Annotated in this window: 21 protein-coding genes and 1 pseudogene; 8 read left to right on the forward strand and 14 right to left on the reverse strand. The window is 68.1% G+C overall.

Annotated elements, in window-relative coordinates; genetic code table 11:
- Nucleotides 1–384, forward strand: a complete 384-nt coding sequence (locus NN2_RS14310; protein ID WP_063013876.1) for a hypothetical protein — start codon at nucleotides 1–3, stop codon at nucleotides 382–384.
- Between the two features lie 84 nt (nucleotides 385–468).
- Nucleotides 469–1,413, forward strand: coding sequence for an alpha/beta hydrolase (locus NN2_RS14315; protein ID WP_063013878.1), 945 nt, complete (start codon nucleotides 469–471; stop codon nucleotides 1,411–1,413).
- Nucleotides 1,414–1,491: 78 nt separating this feature from the next.
- Here the strand turns inward: NN2_RS14315 and NN2_RS14320 are convergent, their stop codons facing one another.
- Nucleotides 1,492–2,061 carry a CGNR zinc finger domain-containing protein gene (locus NN2_RS14320; protein WP_063013880.1) on the reverse strand — a complete coding sequence of 190 codons (570 nt, stop codon included), beginning with the start codon at nucleotides 2,059–2,061 and terminating at the stop codon, nucleotides 1,492–1,494.
- 102 nt (nucleotides 2,062–2,163) lie between these two features.
- Between NN2_RS14320 and NN2_RS14325 the strand changes: the two genes are divergently transcribed.
- The 5 genes and pseudogenes from NN2_RS14325 (at nucleotide 2,164) to NN2_RS38945 (ending at nucleotide 7,042) form a co-directional block, all read left to right on the forward strand.
- Entirely contained in the window at nucleotides 2,164–3,426 is a 1,263-nt protein-coding gene (locus tag NN2_RS14325; RefSeq protein WP_082856994.1) for an epoxide hydrolase family protein, read from the forward strand.
- On the forward strand, nucleotides 3,423–4,055 hold the full coding sequence (locus tag NN2_RS14330) for a phosphatase PAP2 family protein (protein ID WP_169812410.1): 633 nt from the start codon (nucleotides 3,423–3,425) through the stop codon (nucleotides 4,053–4,055). Before NN2_RS14325 ends, NN2_RS14330 begins: the two co-directional genes overlap by 4 nt.
- 76 nt (nucleotides 4,056–4,131) lie before the next feature.
- Entirely contained in the window at nucleotides 4,132–5,037 is a 906-nt protein-coding gene (locus NN2_RS14335) for a hypothetical protein (protein ID WP_063013884.1), read from the forward strand.
- Between the two features lie 425 nt (nucleotides 5,038–5,462).
- Nucleotides 5,463–5,912 (forward strand): annotated as a pseudogene (locus tag NN2_RS38940) (M3 family metallopeptidase); the annotation flags it as partial.
- Between the two features lie 146 nt (nucleotides 5,913–6,058).
- On the forward strand, nucleotides 6,059–7,042 hold the full coding sequence (locus tag NN2_RS38945) for a M3 family metallopeptidase (protein WP_281208695.1): 984 nt from the start codon (nucleotides 6,059–6,061) through the stop codon (nucleotides 7,040–7,042).
- A gap of 15 nt (nucleotides 7,043–7,057) precedes the next feature.
- Here NN2_RS38945 and NN2_RS14345 read toward each other — a convergent pair whose 3' ends face one another.
- Complete coding sequence (locus NN2_RS14345) at nucleotides 7,058–7,669, reverse strand: NUDIX hydrolase (RefSeq protein ID WP_063013886.1); 612 nt, start codon at nucleotides 7,667–7,669, stop codon at nucleotides 7,058–7,060.
- A 165-nt stretch (nucleotides 7,670–7,834) separates the two neighbouring features.
- Here NN2_RS14345 and NN2_RS14350 point away from each other — a divergent pair, with 165 nt between their 5' ends.
- A complete protein-coding gene (locus tag NN2_RS14350; RefSeq protein WP_063013888.1) occupies nucleotides 7,835–8,476 on the forward strand; it encodes a TetR/AcrR family transcriptional regulator in 642 nt (213 codons plus the stop codon).
- A 6-nt stretch (nucleotides 8,477–8,482) separates the two neighbouring features.
- On the opposite strand, the gene NN2_RS14355 is transcribed toward NN2_RS14350, so the two are convergent.
- The 12 genes from NN2_RS14355 to NN2_RS14410 form a co-directional block, all read right to left on the reverse strand.
- Complete coding sequence (locus NN2_RS14355; RefSeq protein ID WP_245658702.1) at nucleotides 8,483–9,787, reverse strand: cytochrome P450; 1,305 nt, start codon at nucleotides 9,785–9,787, stop codon at nucleotides 8,483–8,485.
- Nucleotides 9,784–10,251, reverse strand: a complete 468-nt coding sequence (locus tag NN2_RS14360; protein WP_063013892.1) for a hypothetical protein — start codon at nucleotides 10,249–10,251, stop codon at nucleotides 9,784–9,786. The genes NN2_RS14355 and NN2_RS14360 overlap by 4 nt, the downstream gene beginning before the upstream one ends.
- Nucleotides 10,248–11,630, reverse strand: a complete 1,383-nt coding sequence (locus NN2_RS14365; RefSeq protein ID WP_063013999.1) for an aromatic ring-hydroxylating oxygenase subunit alpha — start codon at nucleotides 11,628–11,630, stop codon at nucleotides 10,248–10,250. Before NN2_RS14365 ends, NN2_RS14360 begins: the two co-directional genes overlap by 4 nt.
- Before the next feature lie 183 nt (nucleotides 11,631–11,813).
- Complete coding sequence (locus NN2_RS14370; RefSeq protein WP_063013894.1) at nucleotides 11,814–13,064, reverse strand: acyl-CoA dehydrogenase family protein; 1,251 nt, start codon at nucleotides 13,062–13,064, stop codon at nucleotides 11,814–11,816.
- Nucleotides 13,061–14,194, reverse strand: a complete 1,134-nt coding sequence (locus NN2_RS14375; protein WP_063013896.1) for an acyl-CoA dehydrogenase family protein — start codon at nucleotides 14,192–14,194, stop codon at nucleotides 13,061–13,063. Before NN2_RS14375 ends, NN2_RS14370 begins: the two co-directional genes overlap by 4 nt.
- Before the next feature lie 157 nt (nucleotides 14,195–14,351).
- Entirely contained in the window at nucleotides 14,352–14,654 is a 303-nt protein-coding gene (locus NN2_RS14380) for a DUF4286 family protein (protein WP_051756868.1), read from the reverse strand.
- A gap of 47 nt (nucleotides 14,655–14,701) precedes the next feature.
- On the reverse strand, nucleotides 14,702–15,952 hold the full coding sequence (locus tag NN2_RS14385; RefSeq protein WP_063013898.1) for an amidohydrolase family protein: 1,251 nt from the start codon (nucleotides 15,950–15,952) through the stop codon (nucleotides 14,702–14,704).
- 159 nt (nucleotides 15,953–16,111) lie between these two features.
- Nucleotides 16,112–17,494, reverse strand: a complete 1,383-nt coding sequence (locus NN2_RS14390; RefSeq protein WP_063013900.1) for an amidohydrolase family protein — start codon at nucleotides 17,492–17,494, stop codon at nucleotides 16,112–16,114.
- Nucleotides 17,488–18,816, reverse strand: a complete 1,329-nt coding sequence (locus NN2_RS14395; protein WP_063013901.1) for a CoA transferase — start codon at nucleotides 18,814–18,816, stop codon at nucleotides 17,488–17,490. The genes NN2_RS14390 and NN2_RS14395 overlap by 7 nt, the downstream gene beginning before the upstream one ends.
- A 36-nt stretch (nucleotides 18,817–18,852) precedes the next feature.
- The gene (locus tag NN2_RS14400) at nucleotides 18,853–19,911 is read right to left on the reverse strand and encodes an enoyl-CoA hydratase/isomerase family protein (protein ID WP_063014001.1); all 1,059 of its coding nucleotides are present in this window, start codon (nucleotides 19,909–19,911) and stop codon (nucleotides 18,853–18,855) included.
- A 159-nt stretch (nucleotides 19,912–20,070) separates the two neighbouring features.
- A complete protein-coding gene (locus NN2_RS14405) occupies nucleotides 20,071–21,519 on the reverse strand; it encodes a FadD3 family acyl-CoA ligase (protein ID WP_245658703.1) in 1,449 nt (482 codons plus the stop codon).
- Nucleotides 21,516–22,697, reverse strand: coding sequence for an amidohydrolase family protein (locus tag NN2_RS14410; protein WP_063013903.1), 1,182 nt, complete (start codon nucleotides 22,695–22,697; stop codon nucleotides 21,516–21,518). The genes NN2_RS14405 and NN2_RS14410 overlap by 4 nt, the downstream gene beginning before the upstream one ends.
- Between the last annotated feature and the right edge of the window lie 13 nt (nucleotides 22,698–22,710).

The following is a 22,710-nucleotide window of genomic DNA, read 5'->3' on the forward strand; positions in this document are numbered from 1 at the left end:
ATGTCCCCGCGCTGCGAATCCGAGGTCGTCGCGCTCGTCACCGGGCGCGTGGCCCGGCGGCGTGCCGTATTGGATTGGGCCGCACACTATGTCGGCCGTGACGGCACCGTGCATGTCGTCTGTGACGGCACCCTGGCTCCGGCGCTGGTGAGCTCGATCATGGTCGGCATGTTCGTCGATGCCGAACAGGTCGAACACGCCGATTTCGCGCAGACGGCGATGCTGCTGGCGCCGCACGGCTGTAACTGGACCTGGCAGCATCTGCCCTTCGGGGCCATCGGGCACGCGGTGGCCCTCGCGCGGCGCAAGAGCCTGCTCGCGGTGGTGCCCGCGCGATCGCAGTTTCTGCGCCCGCCGTCCGTGCGAATCGTCTGCCCGCGGTGAATGCCGCTGCGCTCCCTGGCAATCGGCCGCTGTGAGACACCTGTCCGAACTATAGTTTCGTTCGGGTGTGAGAAGGAGATCGCGATGGACCTGTCTCTCGTAGCGCCGGAACTGCGCGGACCCGCGCGCTGGTTGCCGCCGCTGACGATCGGCCGCCGCTGGGCATTGCGCCTGGTGCGCCTGGCCGCCGCGCATCGGCCCGCCCGTCGAATAGCGGGCGTGCGCATCGAGCACCTCGCGGCCGGCCGCGTACCGCTGCGTGTCTATCGCCCCACGGGCACTTCTTCGCCGGTTGCGGTGTTGTGGATTCACGGCGGCGGATACGTTCTCGGCAGTCCGGTCCAGGACGATGCCTTCTGTTCGGTCACCGCTCGCGACCTCGGCGTCACGATCGTCTCCGTCGACTACCGCCTCGCACCCGAACATCCCTTTCCGGCTCCACTGCAGGACTGCTGGATCGCATGGATGTGGTTGCAGCGCAACGCCGCCCGATTCGGTGTCGATCCCGCGCGGGTGGTGCTCGGCGGGCAGAGCGCCGGCGGCGGCCTGGCCGCCTGCCTGTGCCAGCGGCTCGTCGCCGACGGCGGCTCCCGCCCGGCCGCCCTGTGGTTGAGCGCGCCGATGCTCGACGACCACACCGCCGCACGCCGCGATCTGGACGCCCTGCGCCATCTCGGCTGGACCAACGACAACAATCGCTACGGCTGGGGCAGCTACCTCGCCGCCCCACCCGGCAGCGCCACCGTGCCCGATTTCGCCGTAGCCGCCCGTCGCGTCGACCTCACCGGCACCCCGCCGACCTGGATAGGCGTCGGCACCATCGACCTGTTCCACGACGAGGACGTCGCCTACGCGGAGCGTCTGCGCGCGGCGGGCGTGCCGGTCGAACTCGACGTCGTCCCCGGCGCGCCCCACGGTTTCGACAGCTGGGCGCCGGGCGCGGGCCTCGCCCGCGAATTCCACGCACGGTCTCGCCGGTGGCTGGCGACGACGATGGGGTTGACGGTTCACGAACGCGCGCATCGCTGATCGTCGTCTCTGCGACCACGTTGCGTGACGATGCTCGTGCAGTTCAGGTTCGGCCACGACGCAGGAGCTTCCGTATCCTCAGCTCCGGGTGTCCTTGCGGTGGGCGGCGTTGAAGCGCGCCTTCTTCTGGCGGTTTCCGCAGGTGTTCATGTCACACCATTTGCGGGTGCGGCTCCGGCTGGTGTCGAAGAAGGCGGCGCGGCAGGTCGGTGATGCGCACAAGGCCAGTTTTCCGTCTCGTTCGCCCGCGATGATGTTGATCGCGTCGGCGGCGATCACGCCCAGGGCGTCTTCGACGCAGGACGGCGAGGTAAGTCGCCATCGCCGTGTGCCCTCGGGTGTCAGGATTGCCGTGGCCCGGCCCTGAAGGCTGCGGTCGTTGATGATTCGGACGGCATGTGCGGGGAGTGGGTCGTGAATCGCGGCCGCTGTCGCGGCGGCGTGAATTGCCTCCCGTAGTTCCTGGGCCAGCTCGAGCTGGGCGGTGGTGCAGGAGTCCACGGTCAGCTCGTTCACCGCCAGCCAATCGACGAGTCGCTGCGGCGTCGGGATGCGTTCCACCGGATCACCGTGACGCTCCGACAAAGTTCCCGTGAAGCTCGTCGCCAGCACGGTGCCGAGGCGGAAATCAGGAAACCCAGCAGGCATGGAACCACCTTAGCTGGTTGCAGCCTGTCGCCAGTGCATGTTAGAACCGTCTTAGCCGGTTCGCGCAGTCCGGAGCCGGCTCCGCGACGACCAGGAGGTCTCATGTCCGCGCTCGGCCACCTCGATCCGGTTTCCACTCCCGATTCCACTGACGTAGAGCCGTTCGAAGCCCACGCAACCGACGCCGAACTCGACGATCTGCGCGCTCGATTGGCCGCGGCGCGGCTACCGGAGGCTGAGACGGTCCCGCTCGGCGCGTCCGGCCCCCGCCGATGGGCGCAGGGAGTTCCACTCGCCGACCTCGTCGAGGTCGTGAATTACTGGCGCACCGAATACAACTGGCGTTCGTTCGAGGAGCGTCTCGATCGAATCGGCCAGTACCGCACGGCAATCGACGGCCTGGGAATCCACTTTCTGCACCGGCGATCCGCGCGCCCGGATGCGATTCCTCTGATCCTGACGCACGGCTGGCCGGGCAGCATCGCCGAATTCATCGACGTGGTAGACGATTTGGCAGACCCGAAGGACGCATCCGCGCCGGCGTTCCATGTCGTGGTCCCGTCCCTACCGGGCTTCGGTTACAGCGACAAACCGGCCACCACCGGGTGGGGCACCGAAAAGATCGCCGCCGCATGGGTGGAACTGATGGAAAGGCTCGGCTACAGCAGGTTCCTGGCCCACGGCGGCGACTGGGGAGGCAACATCACGACGGTTCTCGGCGGCAGGTTCCCGGAACATGTGCTCGGCATCCATTCGCTGTTCGCCGAGGCCCCGCCCGGATCGGCAACGGACGGGCTGACCGCGGCCGAACGCAGGTGGGCCGAGGAGACCCGTCATTTCTGGCGCCACCGCGCCGCATACGCGAAGCAGCAGGCCACCCGGCCACAGACCATCGGCTACTCGCTCCTCGACTCACCGGTCGGACTCCTCGCCTGGATCCTCGACAAGTTCGCCGAGTGGAGCGACACCGACGACAGCCCGTTCGAAACGATCTCCAAAGATCGCATTCTCGACGACGTCACCCTGTATTGGCTGACGTGCACCGGCGCATCGGCAGCCCGCATCTATTACGAAAGCCACAACTCGCTCGACCCCGACCTCCGAGTCGACGTCCCGTCGGCAATCACCATGTACCCCCGCGACATCGAAAAATGCCCGCGCCCCTGGGCGCAGGAGCGGTACCGGCGGATCGTCCGATGGAACGCACCCGAATGCGGCGGACATTTCCCGTCGCTGGAAGTTCCCCAGTATTTCGTGAAGGACCTGCGAGAAGGCCTGGCCGCAGTGTCGGCCGCCGGTCTGCCCACGCGCTGCGGATCGAGCGTGCTCCCGAGTTCGCGCGACAGCGCAGAATATCCATCGTGAGTCTGGACACGACTATCCTGCGGTGGCTTTCGCTGCATAGGACACCGGCTTTGACAACGGTGGCGCGGGTGGCAATGGATGCCGGGATGAGCAATACGGTCATAGCCGCGGCCGGGGTCGTGGGCTTGGTTGTCGTGGCCGCGAAACGCTGGTGGTGGCAGGGGATTACGATCGCCGCGTCGGTAGTGGCGGCGCAGTCGGCAGCCAGGGCTCTGAAGCATATGATCCACCGGGAGCGCCCACCGATGGACGTCTCGGTCGTTCATGTCGGTGCGTTCTCGATGCCCTCGACCGTGGCCGCGATGACGGCCGCTGTCGCGGTCACCGCCTATTCGGTCCTGCCCTGGCCGGCGGAGCACCGGCGCTGGGTGGGAGGCGTCATCGCCGCGCTCCTCGTCTGCATCGGTATCGCGATGGTCTACCTGGGGGCGCACTGGCCGACGGATGTGCTGGCCGGTTGGGGTCTGGGCGCGGCAGTTGCCGGAATTGTCATGATGGTGGCCAGAGTCGCCTCTCGACGTGTCCGCAAATCGGCAGCGCCCGCGAGCGGAATCCTTGACACCCCCGACGTTGCCACTCGGGTGCATTCCTCCGGTCGGCTTCCGGGCAACCGTCCGCCGGGACCTTGACACGGTGTCGGCCGCAGCGTTCGACTAGGGAATTTCTTGTTTCACCTCGCATGATGACGGTCGGAGAGGTTGACTTATGCGCAGCGGAGGGTTGACGGGTCCGAGGCTCCGGCGCGGAGCGGGCTACCGCGGAATCGGCATAGCGGCGGCAGTGATCGGGCTCTGCATCGTCTCGCTGGGGGTATCCCAGACGGCCACAGGCGAACCAGTGGCAAATGCTGTCGACACCGGGTTCTCCGTTCCCTTCTCCGGGGCGCCCGGATACGAGCAGGTGGCGCCGACGCGGATGAGCAGCCCGGATCAGCTGAACCAGCCGCTCGGCGAGGCGGCGGCGGATCGGATCGCCGCGCAGATCGGGCTCGACCGCGCCGATGCGTTGACCGATCAGCAGTATCAGGATTTGAGCAGCGGTGGGGGAGTCGGCGGCAACCGGGACGCGGCGAATGTGATCAACGCGTGCGTCGACATCCTCACCAATACGGTCGGCCGACCGCTCTATTCCGATGTCGGCGGGCAACGTACGCCCTCGACCCTGGCCGGTTACGGGTTGTATGTGAATCCGAGCGGCATGCTGGAGAGCCCGGCCAACGCCGACGCGCCGACACGGCAGGTGAATACCCTGATCGCGCCCGGCGGCTATGTCGGTAACTGGTTGCGGGACAACGGTGCGACCCGGAGTCTGGTCGCGCTGTACCGGTCCGCCTACACGGTGCAGGCCGCTTACGGGTTTGTGGCGCAACAGATTTCGGGTGCGGCTCAGCTGGTCACCAACACAGAGGGAAAGACGAGCACCGTGGTCGGCATGTCGATGGCGCCGCCGCTGTGGATCGTGAACTTCGCCCTGATCTACATCTTGAAACCCGCCTCGGCGGCGGCCATGCCCGCCTACTGGGCGCCCATTCCCGGCCCCGTGGTCGACGCCATGAAGGCCAGTCCCACCGGGCAGGTCCCGTTCGGCGAATACGCCTCCTACTTCGGGTAGTTCCCGCACACGGCCGGCACGTGGCGGTTTCCCGAGGTCCCGGAGATCCCGGCCGCGGTTAGAGTCGGGGCATGAGTAGCGAACCGCTTGCACTGCCCTCGGCCGAGTGGCCGGACTGGCTCGGCGATTACGTCCGCGGCCGGCTGCGGACCGCGGCGGAAACGGTGGCGCAGCTGAAGGCCGCGACACCCGCCGACACCGCCGGCGTGCTCGAACTGTGGAACGACGCCGACATCGCGCTGCGCGGGGCCGATTCGGCCGCGCACCTGTTCGCCGAAGTCCACCCCGACCCCGGGGTGCGCGGACCGGCCGAGGAATTGGTGCAAGAGGTCGATCGAGCCCGGACCGCGCGCGATCTCGACCGCGATCTCTACGACATCGTCGCCGCCACCGACTCCGCGAGCCTGGACGAGGTGTCGGCGCGCATGCGCGAGCATGTCCTGCGCGATTTCCGGCGCAGCGGTGTGGACCGCGACGAGCCGACCCGGGACCGGCTCCGGGCGATCTCCGAGCGGCTCACCGTACTGGAACAGGAATTCGGCCGCACCATCCGCGAAGACGTCCGCTCGATCCAGGTCTCACCCGGCCGACTCGACGGGCTGCCAGCGGATTTCGTCACCGCGCATCCGCCCGGGGCGGACGGACTCGTCACGGTCACCACCGACTATCCGGACTATCTGCCGTTCCGTACCTACGCCCGGGACGCCGAGGCGCGCCGCGCCCTCACCGTGGCGTTCGAGAGCCGCGGCTGGCCCGCCAACGACGCTGTGCTGCACGAGATCCTGGATCTTCGTGCCGAGAAGGCACGGCTGCTCGGCTTCGACAGCTGGCCCGATTACGACGCCGACGTCAAGATGATCGGTAGCGGGCACGCCATCGCGGAATTCATCGAGCGCATCGCGAGCGCCGCCGACGCCGCGGGCCGGCGCGATCTCGCGAGACACTGCTGGCCCGGCGCCGCGAGGACGAGCCCACCGCCACGAGCATCGACCGCTCCGAGGTCGGCTACTACACCGAACTCGTGCGCCGCGAACAGTACGACGTCGACGCCCGGGAGGTGCGCCGCTACTTCGATTTCCCGCGCGTGCGAGCCGGTCTGCTCGAAGTCACCGGCCGCCTCTTCGGACTGGAGTATCGACCCGTCGACGTCCCGCGCTGGCACGAGGACGTCACTGTCTACGACGTCTACGCCGACGGTGAACGACGCGGGCGGATCTATCTGGACATGCATCCCCGCGAGGGCAAATACAAGCACGCCGCGCAATTCGACCTCGTCGGCGGTGTCGCCGGAAAACTCCTGCCCGAGGGCGTGCTGGTGTGCAACTTCTCGCGCGGACTGATGGAACATCAGCACGTCGTCACGCTGTTCCACGAGTTCGGGCACCTGATCCACCACGTCGTGGGCGGCCACCAGGACTGGGCGCGCTTCTCCGGGGTCGCCACGGAATGGGACTTCGTCGAGGCCCCGTCGCAGATGCTGGAGGAATGGGCGTGGGACGCAACCGTTCTCGCCACCTTCGCCGTCGACGAGACCGGGGCGCCCATCCCCGCCGAACTGGTGGACCGCATGCGGGCGGCGAAAGAATTCGGCAAGGGCGTTTCGGTCCTCACACAGGTCGGCTACACCGAGGTGTCCTATCTGCTGCACCAGGACAGGCCCGCCGACCACGACCCGGTGGTCGTCGATGCCGTGACGCGGCACAGCGGAATCGCCGAGGTGCCGCAGACCCATTTCCAAGCCTCGTTCGGGCACCTGGCCGGCTACACCTCCGCGTACTACACCTATCTGTGGAGCCTGGTGATCGCGAAGGATCTGTTCTCCGCGTTCGACGCCGGCGACCTGTTCGATCCCGTTGTGGCGCAACGCTACCGCGACCGGATCCTGGCACCGGGTGGTTCGCGCGACGCGGCGGATTCGGTGGCCGACTTCCTCGGACGCCCCTTCACCTTCGACGCGTTCGCGGCCTGGCTGGACCGTGCACCCACGCCGCATACGGTGTCGTGAACGGGGCGTACGTCGTCAGTTGTGCGTCCAGTCGGGTTGCAGCAGGTCCGCCACCCGGGTTTCGCGGCCGAGGAGCGCGACGTCGCGGAATTGCAGCAGTATGGCGCCGGTCGGTGCGTGAATGGTCATCGAGTCGCCGATCCTGAGTTGCAGCAGCCGGGAGCCGTCCGTCCGGTCGACCCAGTGCGGCACCTCGTCGGCGGCGAGGCGGTCGAGCCGAACGAAGTGAACGGCGTGCACCTCGTCGGCGTTGGGGTCGAGGGCACCGGGATCGTCGAGGGCGACGACGATGGGAGTGATCGCGAAACCGGACGCCGCCGGGAAATCGTCGAGCCGGCCGAGGACATGGGTGGGCGAGGCGACCAGGCCGACTTCCTCGTGCAATTCCCGTAACCCCGCCGCGATCGCGCTTTCGTCACCGTCGACCCGCCCGCCGGGCAGCGCCCACTGACCGGCGTTGCGGCCGCGATAGGCCCGTTTGATCACGATCACGCAGGGGTGACCGTCGTGTTCGAGTACGCACAGCACGACTGTCGCGCGGCGCATTCCGGGCGCATCCGGAGTTGTTCGGAAGCCGAACTCGCGCAGGCGTAATGCGGCGAGGTCCCGGAAGTTCTGCACGCTCATCCCTCGATCTTGTCATCAGGATGCCGCGGCAGCCCGGTTCGCCCCGAAGCCGCCTCGCATCCCGCTTCCCTCGGTGCCGGGTGCACAGCGTAGCCACCCTGGGAAACAGACGGGCCCACCCGGATGGGAAGCTGTCCGGACAGTTTCCGTCGGTGAGTGGAGGGCATGGAGTTGAGTACCGCGCCGTCGCTGGGCCGTCCGGTCGGAGCCAGTGGTGTGCAGACGCGCCGGCGGATCATCGCGGCCACCATGCGGTGTGTCTCCGAGGTGGGGTATTCCCGTGCGACGATCCGGGAGATCGCGCGGGTGGCGGACATGACCAGCGGTAGCTTGTACCACTACTTTCCGAACAAGTCCGAGCTCGTGAAAGCGGCGTTCCTGGAGCTGTCGGAAACCACGGTGCCGCGCTTGGCCGCGGCCGCCGACCGGGTCGACGGTGTGCTGGACAAGTTGATGGCGGTGCTCGACGAGGGCGACCAGGTGATCAGCGACTACCCGTTCGCGGCGGCGTTCGACCGCGCCATCCGGGTGGAGAGCCCCGCACATCTGCACCTACCCGAGGACAGCGACACCATCTTCACCGCGCTGCGTGCGGTGATCAGCGGAATCGTCCGGCAGGCGGAGCACGAGGGCGCGCTGAGTCAGGGGTTGGATCCCGCCTCTGCTGCGGACGCGGTGTATGCCCTTTTCCGGGGGCTGTACGACCAGGCCGCGACTGCGGCGCCGCAGGATTATCATGCGGCGGTCGATGCGTCGAAGATGCTGTTGCGGGGGAGTTTGTTCGACTTCACCCAACCCCCACGGTAGCCCCGGTCATTCGGCGGGGCTGTAGCGGATGTGCAGCCGGGTGACGCCACGCAGGATGAAGGTGGGCAGATACCGGTACCGTCGCGCACCGGCCGGACCGTGCCGGTCCTCGTCGACGCGGATATCCCGGGTGCGATCGAACAGCCGATTCAACGCGGCCAGCGCTTCGGCGCGCGCCAATGGTGCGCCGGGGCAGGTGTGTACCCCTCGCCCGAATGCTACGTGGGTGCGCGCATTGGGCCGCTCGGGGTCGAAGGTGTCGGGATCGGCGAACCGGCGCGGGTCGCGATTGAGCGCGGCATTGACGAGCATCACGATCGTGCCCGCCGGCAGGTCCACGCCCCCGACGGTCACCGGCACCTTGACCAGCCGGAAATCGCCGCGTATGGGACTTTCGTAGCGCAAGGTCTCCTCGATGAAGTTGGGCAGCAGGTCGCGATTCGCGCGCAGCCTGCCTTGCAGCTCCGGGTCCTCGGCGATGAATTGCACTGCCGTGCCCAGCAATCGGACCGTGGTCTCCTGCCCGGCGGCGAACAGATTCGCCGCCACCCGGACCGCGTCGATCACCTCGGGGGTACGGCCGTCGGGGAAGGTCGCGGACGCAACGCCGGTCAGGACGTCGCTGCGAGGATGGGCGCGGCGGTCGGCGATGTAGCCGGAGAATTTGTCGTACAGGTAGTCGAGCGGGGTGTGCCCGAGGGCTTGTCCGCGGCTGCTGCCGAGGACACTGCTGTTGCCGAGCAACGCGGCGCGGAACTCTTCGTGGTCGGCCTCCGGAACACCGAGCAGATCGGCGATGACGAGCATCGCGAACGGCTCGGCGAAGGCGGAGTTGAACTCGACCCGGCCGTCGGTGAGAGCCTCGTCGTACTGACGGTCGGCCAGCCGCCACATGAACTCCGCATTCTCCTTCAATCGCTTCGGTGTGATCATGCGTGCCAGCAGCGCCCGGTGCGCGGTGTGATCGGGCGGGTCCATCGTCGGCAGTTGATCGCTCATCGCCACTTCGTCGCGATGCGCGGCGATCAGGTCCGAGATGTCGTCACCGGTCAGTGGGACCGGGAAACCCGGGAACGGTCCGGTCACCGACAGGCAGGAGGAGAACCGCTCGGTGTCGCCGAAGATGGCGAGTGCCTCGTCGTAGCCGGTCACCATCACCACGTCGTGGTGCTTCTCTCGCCGCAGCGGGCACTCTTCGCGCAGCGAGGCGAAATAGTCGTACGGGTCGCGCAGCAGTTGTTCATCGGTGAAAAAGTCGACGGCGTCGATATCGGTTGTAGCGTTGTCCTGCACTGTGATTCGCTCTTTCACGAGATATCGATGCCTTCGTAGCTTCCGAGCATGTCGTTGCTGGGCAGAGCCATCTGCAGGTATACGTCGATATGCCGGATCAGCCCGGCGTCGTCGAATTCGTAGACCGACATCGAATTGACGATGCTGGAGAAATTTCCGACCTTGCTGCGTTCCTCCAATTCGAGGAATACCACATTGCGGTGTTCGGTGATGCGTTTGAAGCTGCCCTCCCATTCGGCGGATTTCGCCCAGCCGGTGAGAAATTCGATGTACTGGTCCCAGTTCATGACCTCTTTGAAGTTGCCGATTCGCTCGAACTCCGCGACGGCGACCATATCGGCCAGCGCCGCCCAGCTCGCGGCCGAGAATCCGGGCTCCTTCGCCTCATCGACGAGCCGTTTCACGGTGGCGCCGTATTCCAGCACAAGGTGCGACAGGCCGGTGTGCTCGCGCGCGACGGCGGAGATGTCGTGCGATGTCATTTGCCGGCTCCCTCGACATTTCGCCGGCCGACCGCGAGATACCGGTCCAGTACCGAATGGAAGTGCGCGATCACAATCTCCTCACCGACCAGCGACAAGTATTCGAGTCGGTTGCTGCGCAGACCGCGCTGCTGGCGTGGCATCTGCTCGTAGTCCTGTTCGAGTGCGAGGAAGTACTTGTAACTCCCGGGGTCGTCGACCTCGACGGGTGCCGCACGGACGGCGTCGCGGAAATCTTCCGGTAGATACATGTAACTGCATACGTGCCAGATACAGCGGTGCGGGTCGCCGTCGGGGTGCGGCGACGACATGATGACGTGGCATTCGCCCGCACGGATCGTCATGAAGAAGTTCGGGAAGAGAAACCAGCCGTGATTGTCGCTCATCTGCGCATCCGTCAGGCCGCTGACATCGAGACCCTGTTCGGTCAATATGGCACGGGTGGCTTGTTGGAGCAGGGTGCGTGCCGTGACACCGGCCGGGAATGCGAGGTCGCGGCCGGAGTCGCGGAAGCCGGCGACCAATTCGTCGAAAGCGGGCAGAACGCGCGCGACGCCTGGGAAGGTCTCGGTAAGACCTCGGATGCCCTCGACTTGTTGTTCGGGAGTGAAGTGCTCGGCATTCGCGACCTCGAACGGTGCGACCGCGACGCTGTGATCGTCGAAGAAGCGATAACGGGCCTTGGTTCCGTCGACGTCGATGGCGCGCAACAGTTCCGGGTGGATGCCGGCGATATGGTAGCCCTCGGAGAAGGCATCCATGACCACCTTCCAATTGCAGTTCAGTCCCTCCCGCACATCCATCACAGTGGTCATCCGGTCGAGGTGGTACGGCGCGAGCAGTTCCGCGACGTCTGGTCCGATGAAGTCCATGAGGGGTGCGGCGTGCGGATCAGGGTTCAAGAAGATGAATCCGGCGAAGCATTCGACCGGGACCGTGAACAACGAATGCTCGGATTTTTCGATATCGTCGCCGTAAGCGTCCTGACGCAGAATTCCCTTCAATCTGCCTTCGAGGTCGTAGGACCACAGGTGGTACTGGCACAGAAATCCCCGCTTCGCATTTCCGGACCCACTGCACAGCGGGTTGCCGCGGTGCCGGCAGGCATTGACGAATCCGCGGATGGTCCCGTCGCGACCGCGGGCGAGGACGAAGGACTGGTCGAGTATCCGATACTCCTTCCAGTCGCCGGTTTCCGGAAGGTCGTCGACCCGGCCGGCGATCTGCCATACCCGCGACCAGATCGCATCTCGTTCCTTTTCGGCGAACGCCGGTGCGGTATAGCGGTCGGTCGAGATGCGTGTGCCGAACCGGTCGTTGCCGAACTCTCGTGCGCTTGCCGCGGTATCGACCCAGTCTCCGGGTTTCGCTGAATTCATGGGCTTTCCTTCGGAATTCGCGCAGCCGATGCGCGGATACGGCGAGATGTCATCGGTGAGAGCGAACCGGATTCGCAACGACCAGGGGTACCCGACGCGGCTACTAATCAATCAGTTGATTGATTAGTAGCCTGCATCACAGTCCTGGTCGGTGTCAAGGTGTCCGAGGAATATCGGTACCGGCTAACGCCCCCGCCGCACCTGATCGAACGGCACATCCCGGTCGGCGGCGTCCTCACGGGGCATGCCCAGGACGCGTTCGCTGATGATGTTGCGGGCCATTTCGGTGCTGCCCCCGGCGAGGCTCCAGGCCTGCCGGTAGAGGTACTCCTGGCCGGCTCGGCCGAGGCCGGGTCCGTCGCCCGGGTCGCCGGTCGCGGCGGCGGCGCCGGCGATGCGCAGGGCGGCATCGGACTGCAGCCACGAATTGCGGGCGCTGAACAGGCGCACGATCGAACCGGCCGCGGGGGCCAGATCGCCGGCGGCGATGCGGGCGCCGACATGGGCGATGAGCTGGTCGTGAACCAGATTCATCGCATGCGCTTCGCCGATGTCCTCGCGCACGCGCGGGTCGGCGAGTTGTCCCGTGCGCCGGGCGATCTCGATGAGGGCGCGCACATCGCGGCCACTGTGCTGGCCCACGCCGCTGGCGTACGGGGAGGCGCCACCGACCGCGCTGCGTTCGTGCTGCAGCCACCGGTTCGCGACGGCCCACCCGCCGTCGACCTCGCCGACCACGGCATCGGCCGGGATCCGGACATCGTCGAAGAACTCCTGACAGAATTCGGTGGACCCGTCGACCTGGGTGATCCGGCGGATGGTCAGTCCGGGGGAGTGCACCGGCACCAGGAACATGGTCAGCCCGGCGTGTTTGGGCACCTGCCAGTCGGTGCGGGCCAGGCACAGCGCATAGTCGGCGGCATAGGCGCCCGAACTCCAGATCTTGGACCCGTTCAGCACCCACTCGTCACCGTCACGATCGGCGCGGGTGGTGAGGCCGGCCAGGTCGGATCCGCCGCGCGGTTCGGACAGGAATTGCACCAGCAGCTCCTCACCGCGCAGCGCGGCGGCGATGTGGGTGCGTTTCTGCTCCTCGCTTCCCATGTCGAGAAGTGTTGCGGCGCAGATGGTGAGGGTCGGGATATTGAGCGCCAGCGGCATCTCGTACGGGCGTGACTCCTCGGTGAAGGCGCGCTGATGGGCCGGGCTCAGGCCCAGGCCGCCGTATTCGGCGGGAAAGCAGATCCCGGCGAAGCCGCCGTCGTAGAGAATGCGCTGCAGTTCGCGAGCGCGGGCCCACACCTCCGGCGATTTCTGCTCACCCGAACGGACCGGCGGCGCCGGCGGCAGCGTCTCCCGCAACCAGCGACGGGCGCGGTCGCGGAAACTGTCGACCGATTCGGTTGTGGTGGTGGCGGATTCGGTGGTGCTCATGCGGGGATCGTCTCCAGCAGATCGGTGAGCCGGCGCCGGTGTTCGGCCGGGGTGCCGTACAGGGCGCGTCCGAGCGTGACCCGGCGCAGATACAGATGCAGATCGTGTTCCCAGGTGACGCCGAGCCCACCGTGGATCTGCACGCATTCCTGCACGATCTCGCCGGCCGTGGCGCCGACGAAGGATTTCGCGACGCCGACCGCCTCGGCCGTGTCGATGGTGTCGTCGCCGAAGCTCGCGGCCGCGGCCCAGGAGGTGGCCCGGCATGCCTCCAGGGTGGTGGCGATGTCGGCGGCCCGGTGTTTGAGCGCCTGATACGAGGCGAGCGGACGGCCGAAGGTGTAGCGGTCGAACATCCACTGCACCGTGGCCTCGAAGGCTCGCTGCGCGGCTCCGGCCATCTCCGCCGCGCTCAGCGTGGCGGCCACCAGCAACTGCGCCTCGGCGGCGGCTGCGGCGGCTTCGGGATCGCGCTGCACCACGGCGTCCGAGGCGACCGATACGTCGTCGAAAACGACTGTGGCCGTGCGACGCACGATATCCAGGGTCCACACCGGGGTGACGGTGACACCGGGCGCGTCCGTGGCGACGAGGAGCTGCACCGGGCCCTCGGGCCCCTGGGCGTCGACGATCAGCAGATCGGCCTGGGCGCCGTATTCGACGCGATCCTTCACCCCCGACAGCCGGTACCCGGCACCGTCCGGCGTGGCCACGGTGTCGAAGGTGGCGGGAGCCGGACCCGTGCCCGGTTCGTAGTGGGCCCAGGTCGCGATCGCGGCTCCGGCGAGGACGTCCGCTATCGCCGCGTCGAAATCTCCTGTGCTGCCGAGCAATCCGGTCAGCGTGGCATTCACCGCGAGCAGCGGCCCGGGGGCGCACGCGCGCCCGAATTCCTCGGCGAGCAGCGCGAGGTCGGCCATCGGCGTGTCCGATACCGCGCCGCCGCCGAGCCGTTCGGGGACCAGGGGTGCGGTCCAGCCCAGCTCGGCGCCGCGCCGCCACCAGTCCCGATCGAAGCCGTCGGGGGAGTCGGCGAGGCGGCGCACCGTGTCCACGGGCACGGTGGCGGCGAGAAAATCGCGGGTGGTGGTCCGGAACAGCCGTTGGTCGGCGGTGGGGGCGGCAGTCACGAATGCGGTCCTTACGCAAGGGCCTCCCGCGAACCCGGTGAGGTGTGCGGATATCGAGTTCGCGGGAGGCGGGGCACCCATCGGCGACGTCGAGAGGCCGGCGCGTCGCCGATGGGAGTGGTGGCCGGTCGACACCCCGGGGTGGCGACCGGAGTTTCTACAGCGGTTCCCAGAAGGTGATCTGGGTGGCCTTCGGGTCGATCGCCGGGCTGAGGGTGGATCGGCCTTCCGCCGAGTTGGCGCGCAACTGCTTGAAGACCGCCTCGGCGTCGCCGTCGATCTCGTAGACCGCCAGATACCGGTGCGTGGCGCCCTGTCCCTCGAGCTGCGGGGCCCGATACCGCGAACACGAGCGGATGCCCTCGATCTGCAGCAGTTCGGGAATGTGCACGTCGTTGTACCAGGTGTTGTATTCGTCGTCCATGCCCTCGCGCGGGGTGGAGAAGACCAGCATCTGCATGGTGTGTGCCTAACGATCAGTGGTGGGGGACAACCGCTTTCGCGCCGTCAGGCGCGCTGGGCGTACAGTTCGGCCCATTCCTTGCGGGGCCGTACGGTCAGATCGACATCGGCGGCCTGGGCGCGCAGCGCGCCGACGGTCGCCTGCTCGCGCGGGATGTGCGCGAACGGTTCCCAGTTCAGGAACCGGCAGGCGTTCTGCCAGGTGATCTTGGAGATGTCGGCGTCGTCGGCGCCCGCCGCCTCGAGTTCGGCCAGGACGAATTCCGGGGCGTCGGGCCACAGCGAATCCGAATGCGGGTAGTCGCATTCCCACGCGATGATGTCGATGCCGATCTCGTGCCGCAGCTTCAACGAGGTCTTGTCGGTGACATAGCAGGCCATGACGTGGTCGCGGAACACATCCGAGGGCATCTTTCCGCCGAAGTCGCGGCGCAGCCACTTCTGGTTGGTGTAGTGGCGGTCCGAGCGGTCGAGGAAATACGGGATCCAGCCGATGCCGCCCTCGGACAGCGCCACCTTCAATCCCGGATAGCTGCGCAGCGCGGGGCCCCACAGCAGATCCTGGACCGCGATCTGGGACACGCTGGGCGCCAGCACCATCAGATTGTCGATCGGCGCGTCCGGGGCCATGCGCAGGGCGCCGAAGCCGGGCCCGATGTGCAGGTTCATCACCAGGCCGGTATCGGCGAGCGCGGCGAACACCGGACCCCAGTACTCGATGTCGTGATAGGACGGGTGACCCTCCACGTGCGGAATCTCCGACATGGTCACGCCGTGGAATCCCTTGGCCGCCACCCGCTGGATCTCCGCCACCGCCAGTTGCGGATCCCACAGCGGCAGAATGGCATTCGGGATGAACCGGCCCGGATAGGTGGCGCACCACTCGTCGATGTGCCAGTTGTTGTAGGCCTGGATCATCGCCACGGTGATCTCGTCCTTGAACTGACTCAGGTGGCCCGCGCTGAAGCCGGCGAAGGTCGGGAAGCACATCGAGGCGAACACGCCGTTGGCATTCATATCCCGTACCCGGTCGTGAATGTCGTAGACGCCCGGACGCATCTCGGCGTAGCGGGTGGGGTTCTTGTCCCACTCCTCCTTGGGCCAGCCGACGACCGCGTTGAGCCCGGTGACGCCGACCGGCCGGCCGCGATAGGTCCACTGATCGATGCCCTGCTCGTTGGTGAGCAATTGTGGCACGTACTCGGCGTACTTCTTCGGCGTATGCCGGTCGAACATGTCGGCCGGCTCGACCACGTGGTCGTCGATGCTGACCAGGATCATGTCATCGATATTCATGAGGTTCCTCGTGCTGGTGCGGACGGCGGCGGCCCGGCGCGGCGGGCGGCAGTGCGAGATGATGAATCTCTGTTATGGAGAATCATACTCTCCTATTTGGCTGCGACGATACACCCGATTCGGCGTCCGCACGGCAAACGGCCGATTCCGCCCTGCCCGCTACGTCGCCCGATAGACGACCTGCCCGGCGACGATCGTGGCGGCCACAAGCGACGAGTCGAGCACCTCGCCGAGTTCGGTGGGCGGAACGCGCAGCAGGGTCAGGTCGGCGGTGTGGCCCGTGGCGATGGTGCGGGGAATATGCGGCCTGGCGGCGGTGCCGAAGAACAGCGACAACGCGGTGACCGGTGACAGCGCCTCCGCCGGTCTGCCCGGGCCGCGATCGGTGGCGGCGCGCACCACCGCCCAGGGGTCCGGGTCGCCGAAGGGCGCGTCGGTCCCGGCCGCCACCCCGACGCCCGCGGCGAGCAACGAACCGAGCCGCCACAGATCGGGCCGGTCCTCGGCGGGCACCTCGCGGGCGTACTGGGCGGCGCGCTCGATCAGGAAATGCGGTTGGGTGATCACCGGAATATCGTTGCGGCGCAACCAGGTCAGCACCTCGGCGGGAACGACGGCACCGTGTTCGATGCGGTCGCCGGGCACCACCCCGGCCAGATCGAGGGCGGCCATGGTCAGGATCAGCTGGACCCGGGTGACGCAGTGCACCGCCGCGGCCCGCCCCGCACTGTGCAACCGGCGCAGCCGCACCACGAAATCGTCGAGGTCCGGCAGGGCGGTGTCGTCGAGCAGAATTTTGGTGGGCCCCAGACGGAAACGCTCGACGTGCGGATCCTCGATATCGGGTTCGGCCATACAGTAGACGCGCTGCACGATGCGCCCGTCCAGCACCCCGGCGGCCAGCGTGCCGACCTCGGGCCGGGTGAGATCCGGTGTGGCATCGGTGAATCCGGTGATTCCGCGTGCCGCGGCCACCGCCGAGACGGGGGCCGGGTCCGGTGCCAGGCAGCCGAGCCGGTCGCCGAGCCAGGTGTCCATTCGCCACAGCCGGCCCGTGACCCGGCCCTGCGGATCACGTTCCACCCCCGGCAGATGACAGTTGTCGACCTCGAGCAGGGCGCAGGCGTGGGAATCGAGGATCCACAGCGCGCCGGAACGATGCTGCACCCGCACCGGCCGCCCGACATCCATGCGGTCCAGCGCCCACCGGTCGATCGCCCCGGCGACATCGTCGTGGTAGTCCACGGCGCGGATCCAGGCATGTCCGGGTGTCCGGCGTGCGGCCTCCCGCAGACGTGCCGCCAGTGCGTGCGGGCCGTGAATCCGGTCCGGTCCCACCGGAATCGACTCGGAGCGCGCGGCGAGTGAGCGCAGGTGGATGTGATGGTCGTGCAGGCCGGGCACCAGCCATCCGCCGCGCGCGTCGATATCGTCCTCGCCGGCCTGTGGCCGCAGACCGCACCCGCATTCGGTGATGGTGCCGCGTTCGCAGCGGATATCGGTGTGAGCGCTGCCGAAGACGGCGGCGTTGCGAATCAACATGCGACACCACCCGGGAATGCGGACTCGGCGTGCGTCTGTGCGGAGCGCGGGGACAGGACTGCCTGCGTGTGTCCGGTGTGCGCGCACCGGACCTGCCAGCGCCCGTCATGGGTGAAGACCCGGTGCGGGCCCGCGCAGCGCGGTGGCGCGGCGGCGAAAGCGGCCGTGACCGAGCGCATCGAGACGTCGGCCAGGACACCGCCGCCCGCCCGTACGGCCGCGCAGACCGCCAGTGCCGCAGCGATTCCCGAGAGCGGGTCGCCGATCGCATCCGCGCAGAACACCGGCATGCCGTGTCCGGTGCCGACGAGCCCGCCGGCCACCGCTGCGTCGTCGCCGAAGGCCACCCGCATCGGCTCGGATCGGCCGTAGCCGGTGAGACCGACCCAGATCTGGCCGGGACGCAGCCCGCGCCGGTCGGGCCCGAGCCCCAGTTGCGCCAGCGCGCGGGGGCGGGAGGCCTCGATCACGATGTCGGCGGCCGCCAGCAGCGCCGCCAATTCGTCTCGCCCGGAATCGGTGCGGAAGTCGACGGTGCGGAATTCGTGTCCGGCGTGCAGGGGGTCGAAGAAATGGTGATCCGCCCGCGCACCGTCGGGCCGATGCGGACTCTCCACCTTGATCACCCGCGCCCCGGCCCGGCCGAGAATATGGGCGCACAGCGGCCCCGCCCACATCGAGGACAGGTCCACCACCAGCCGCCCGGTCAGGTCTCGCCAGGGTGCCGGCGCCGCGAGCCGGGACAGCTGCCACGGTGGCGTGCCCGGATCGGCCTTCGGTCCGCCGGGGGGAAGGGCGGCGGCCGGGACTCCGAGCAGTTGAGCGCGGTCGGCGAGGTCGGCGGCGGAGACGTCGATGGCGGACTGCGCCAACGCTTTCCAGTGGTCGCGGGTCCGGTGGGCGCCGATGATCGCGGGCACGGCGGCGATATCGTCGGGGCGCGACAGGGTCAGTGCGCACCAGCCGTCGGCGGTGCGCAGCAGGCGGGTGGACCCGCCCGCCGAGCGTGTGCCCGCGCGCCGGAAACCGTGGTCGACCGCCCGCGCGGTGAGTACCGGACCGGGAGCCAGCGTCACCGCCCGTCCCAGCGCGGCGGTCGTGCGCGCGAGCAGGCTCAGGACCTCGCCCAGCCGGGCGAAGGCGGGCGCGGGGGAGATGTCGGGCGGCCCGCCCGCGGGCCCGGTGAGGTCCATGGCTCCCGACGCCGCCCAGCCACAGACCTCGCACCCGAACGGGGACGCGTCCGTCGCACGCGGCGGCCACAGTTCGGATACCCGGTGGGCGAGCGTGGCCGGCGGGGACAGTGCGGCTGGATGGTTCATCTCAGGCCTCCTCGGCGAGGGTGTGCGCGGCCGTCGTTACGACGGCCCGCCGGTGGGCTCGATGCGATCCACCAGGCCCCAGCGCAGGGCGGTGTCGACGTCGATGGTGGCGCCGGTGAGCATCGCCCAGGCGGCCCGCCAGCGCCCGATCCGGCGCGGCACGCTCACCGTGCCGCCCGCGCCCGGGACCAGGCCCATACCGACCTCCGGGAAGCGGAACCAGGTCCCCGGCGCCGCGGTGACGATGCCGCCGAACGCGGCGATCTCGGCGCCCGCGCCGACACAGGCGCCGTGGGTGTCGATTCGCAACCGGGCGGACAGGCGGTCCAGCACCCGCCACGGCGCCCGGTCCAGGCGCACCAGATAGGCGGCCACCGGGTCTGCCGCACAACCGAATTCGTCGAGGTCGCCGCCGCTGCAGAAGGCCGGTCCCGCGCCCGCGAGCCGGACCGAGGTGATACTCGGGTCGGCCTCGGCGACCTGCGCGGCCGCGAGCAGTTCCTCGCGCAGGCGGGCGCTGAGCGCGTTGCGGCGGCGCGGCCGATCCAGCACGATGGCGAGTTCACCGCCCGCGCGGTCGATCCGGACCAGGTCGCCGGATTCGTCGTCCGGTGTCCGGGCCGGCCCCCGAGCCCCGAGCCAATCGCGGAATTCCGTGCCGCCCAGCAACATCGAGTAGACCGCCGCTTCGGCGGCCAGCGCCGGGAGGGTGGGCAGCGCGGGAGTCTGCCGCAGCAGGTGACCGCAGGCCAGCGCCGCCCGGGGCGCGTGATCGACGGCGGCGGCGAGTATCTCCACCGCGGCGGCGCAATCGGTCACCGTGACCACGCGCCGGTCCCGCAGCGGCAATTCGCTCACCGAGACGGTCGCCGCCTCGAGAATCGGATGCAACCGCGCCGGCACCGGATCACCGGCGACGGCGACGGTGAGTGCCGCGCCGGTGGCGATCGAGCCGGCGATATCGGCGATCTGTTCGGGACTCGAGCGCCGCAGTCCGTCCAGGTCGACGACGGTGAGCGGCCGTTGCGGCCTTCCGTCGCGGTCCAAGCTCAGGTCGGCGAATCGCAGGTCTGCGTCAGCAGCGCTGGTGGTCATCGTCACCGCCGTTCTGTGAGGCCGCGAATGCTCGCGGGCAACCGGATGCGCGCACGGGAACCGGAACAGGCCGGACAGATTCCCGTGCGCTCGGCGCTGCGGCGGCCCGCGCCGGCTCCCCGGGGCGTCCGGGTCCGGGGGCGGCGCGTGTGAAACGGGTTACCGCAGCTGGTCTTTCATCACCTTTCCGGTCGCGTTGAGCGGTAGTTCGTCGAGGAACACCACGGCACGCGGCACCTTGTATCCGGCCATGTTCTCGCGGCTCCAGGCGATGAGCTCGGCCTCGGTCAGCGGCGCGCCCGCGACGACGAACGCCTTGCCCACCTGGCCCATGCGCTCGTCGGGCACGCCGATCACCGCCGCCTGCACCACCGCCGGATGCTGCAGCAGCACGCCTTCGATCTCCGCGGGATAGGCGTTGAAGCCGCCGACGATGAACATGTCCTTCTTCCGTCCGATGATGCGCAAGCGGCCGCCCTCGTCCACGGCGCCGAGGTCGCCGGTGTGCAGCCAGCCCTCGGGGTCGATCGCCTCCGCGGTGGCCGCGGGATCGTCGAGATAGCCCTGCATGACGGTGTAGCCGCGCAGCAGCACCTCGCTGTCGGCGGCGATGCGGACTTCCACACCGTCGCACGGGGTTCCGGCGGTCGTCGCGATCTGCTCGAAGGTGTCCCCCGGGCGTGAGGCGGTCGCGGTACCCGCCTCGGTGAGCCCGTATCCGGTCATGATCGAGCGGAACGGGAGTTCGGTCTTCACCCGGCGGATCAGTTCCACCGGGATGTCGGCCGCCCCGGTGACCGCGGACCGCAGCGACGACAGGTCGTAGCGCCCGCGCGCCCCGAGCAGCGAGTGGTACAGCGTGGGCGGGCCGGGCAGCATCGTGATCCGTTCGCGCGCAACGAGTTCGCAGACGCGGTCCACATCGAACACCGGCACCGGCAGGATGGTGGCGCCACGGATGAACGAGGCCAGCACGCCGGCCTTGTAGCCGAAGGTGTGGAAGAAGGGATTCACCGCCAGGTAGCGGTCACCTACGCGCAGATCCGCCAGCTCACACCATTCGGTGTACAGCCGCAGATTCTGGCGATGGTTCATCATCACGCCCTTGGGGCGGCCGGTGGTGCCCGAGGTGTAGATGATGTCGGAGATGTCGGTCCCGGCCACCTCGCGTTCGAAAGGTGAACCGCTGGACAGGAAATCGGAGGCGAGGTCGATCACCGGCACGCCGTCGGGCCCGCGCAGTTCTCGCCCCAGGAAGCCCTGCTGTACCAGCAGCAGTTTCGCTCCGCTGCGGCCGATCACATCCGCCGCCTCCGCCGCCTGGAACCGGGTGTTGACCGGAACCAGCACGCCGCCCGCGGTGAGCAGGCCGAAGGCGGCCACGATCCAGGCCGCGGAATTGGGCGCCCAGATCGCCACCCGGTCGCCCTTGCCCACCCCGGCCTCCGCGAAGGCGCCCGCGGCCCGGCGCACCCGCTCGACGAGTTCGGTGTAGCTCAGCCGCAGATCGCCGTCGACGACCGCCTCGGCGTCACCGAAGCGATCGGCCGAGGAGGCGACCATCTGCGGGATGTTCTCCCAGCTCATACCGCGGGCCGCACCGCTCATACCTTCAGCAACCTCGCCAGGTTGCCGCCCATGATCTTCTCCTGGTTGGCCAGCGGCATATCTTTGATCTCGTTGATGTAGCGGGCCGGTTCGGCCAGGCCCTCCGGGTGCGGGTAGTCCGAGCCGAACAGCACGTTCTCCACCCCGATCAGATCGGCGATGGCCTGCAGATCCTCTTCCCAGAACGGGCTGACGTGGATGCTGCGCTTGACCGCCTCGACCGGATCCTGGAAGCCGAAGCCCTCCGGCGCCTTCTTGTACACATCGTGCAGATTCTCGAGCAGCGGGGCCAGCCAGGAGGCACCGTTCTCGATGACGGCCACCTTCAGCTCGGGGTGGCGGAACAGCGCGCCGTGGCACACCCACGAGGCGACGGCGTCCTGGATCGGGCGCCATTCGGTGGTCATCCGGAAGGTGTTGGTCTTGAACGGCAGCATCTCGAGGTTGCTGCCCTCCCATTCGGCGTTGAACCGCGAATAGCCGCTGTCGGAGGAGTGCATCGTCACCAGCACGTCGTGCTCGACCACGCGCTTCCAGAACGGGTCGAATTCCGGCAGGGCGAACGAGCGCGGCCCGCGCAGACCCGGCACCGGAGCCGGGCGCACCAGAATCGCCTTGGCGCCGTGTTCGACACACCAGTCGAGCTCCTCGATCGCCTTATCCACGATCGGCAGGCTCACCACCGGCACCGTGAAGATGCGGTCCTTGTAGTTGAAACCCCACTCCTCGAGCAGCCACTGGTTGAGCGAATGCACCACGGCGTGAATGAGATCGGGGTGATGGCGCATGCGCTCCTCGATGAGGCTGGCCAGGGTCGGGAACATCAGCGTGCGGTCGAGCTGTAGCTCGTTCATGAGCTCGAGGCGCGGGCCGGGCTCGTGGAACGCGGGAATCGAGCGCATCGGCTTACCGAAGATCTCCCGGCGGCTCTTACCCTCGGGATTGCCGTTCTTGAAGTACTCCTCCATCGCGCCGGGCCGCGCGACCACCTCGAAGGTGGGATTGGGGATGTACTCGCTGATCTGGCCGAGGACCGCGATCTTGGTGCGGCCGTTGAGTTCCACGTACTGGATGGCGCCCTCGAACTCCTTCGGCAGGTACCGGGTGAGGGCCTCTTTGGTTTCGTACAGGTGGTTATCGGCGTCGAAGAGCTGGTACGGCAGCTCGATCTTCGTCATAAGAGTCTCCTTT

It is taken from the genome of Nocardia nova NBRC 15556, assembly GCF_001613005.1.
In the GTDB taxonomy this organism is placed as follows: domain Bacteria; phylum Actinomycetota; class Actinomycetes; order Mycobacteriales; family Mycobacteriaceae; genus Nocardia; species Nocardia nova.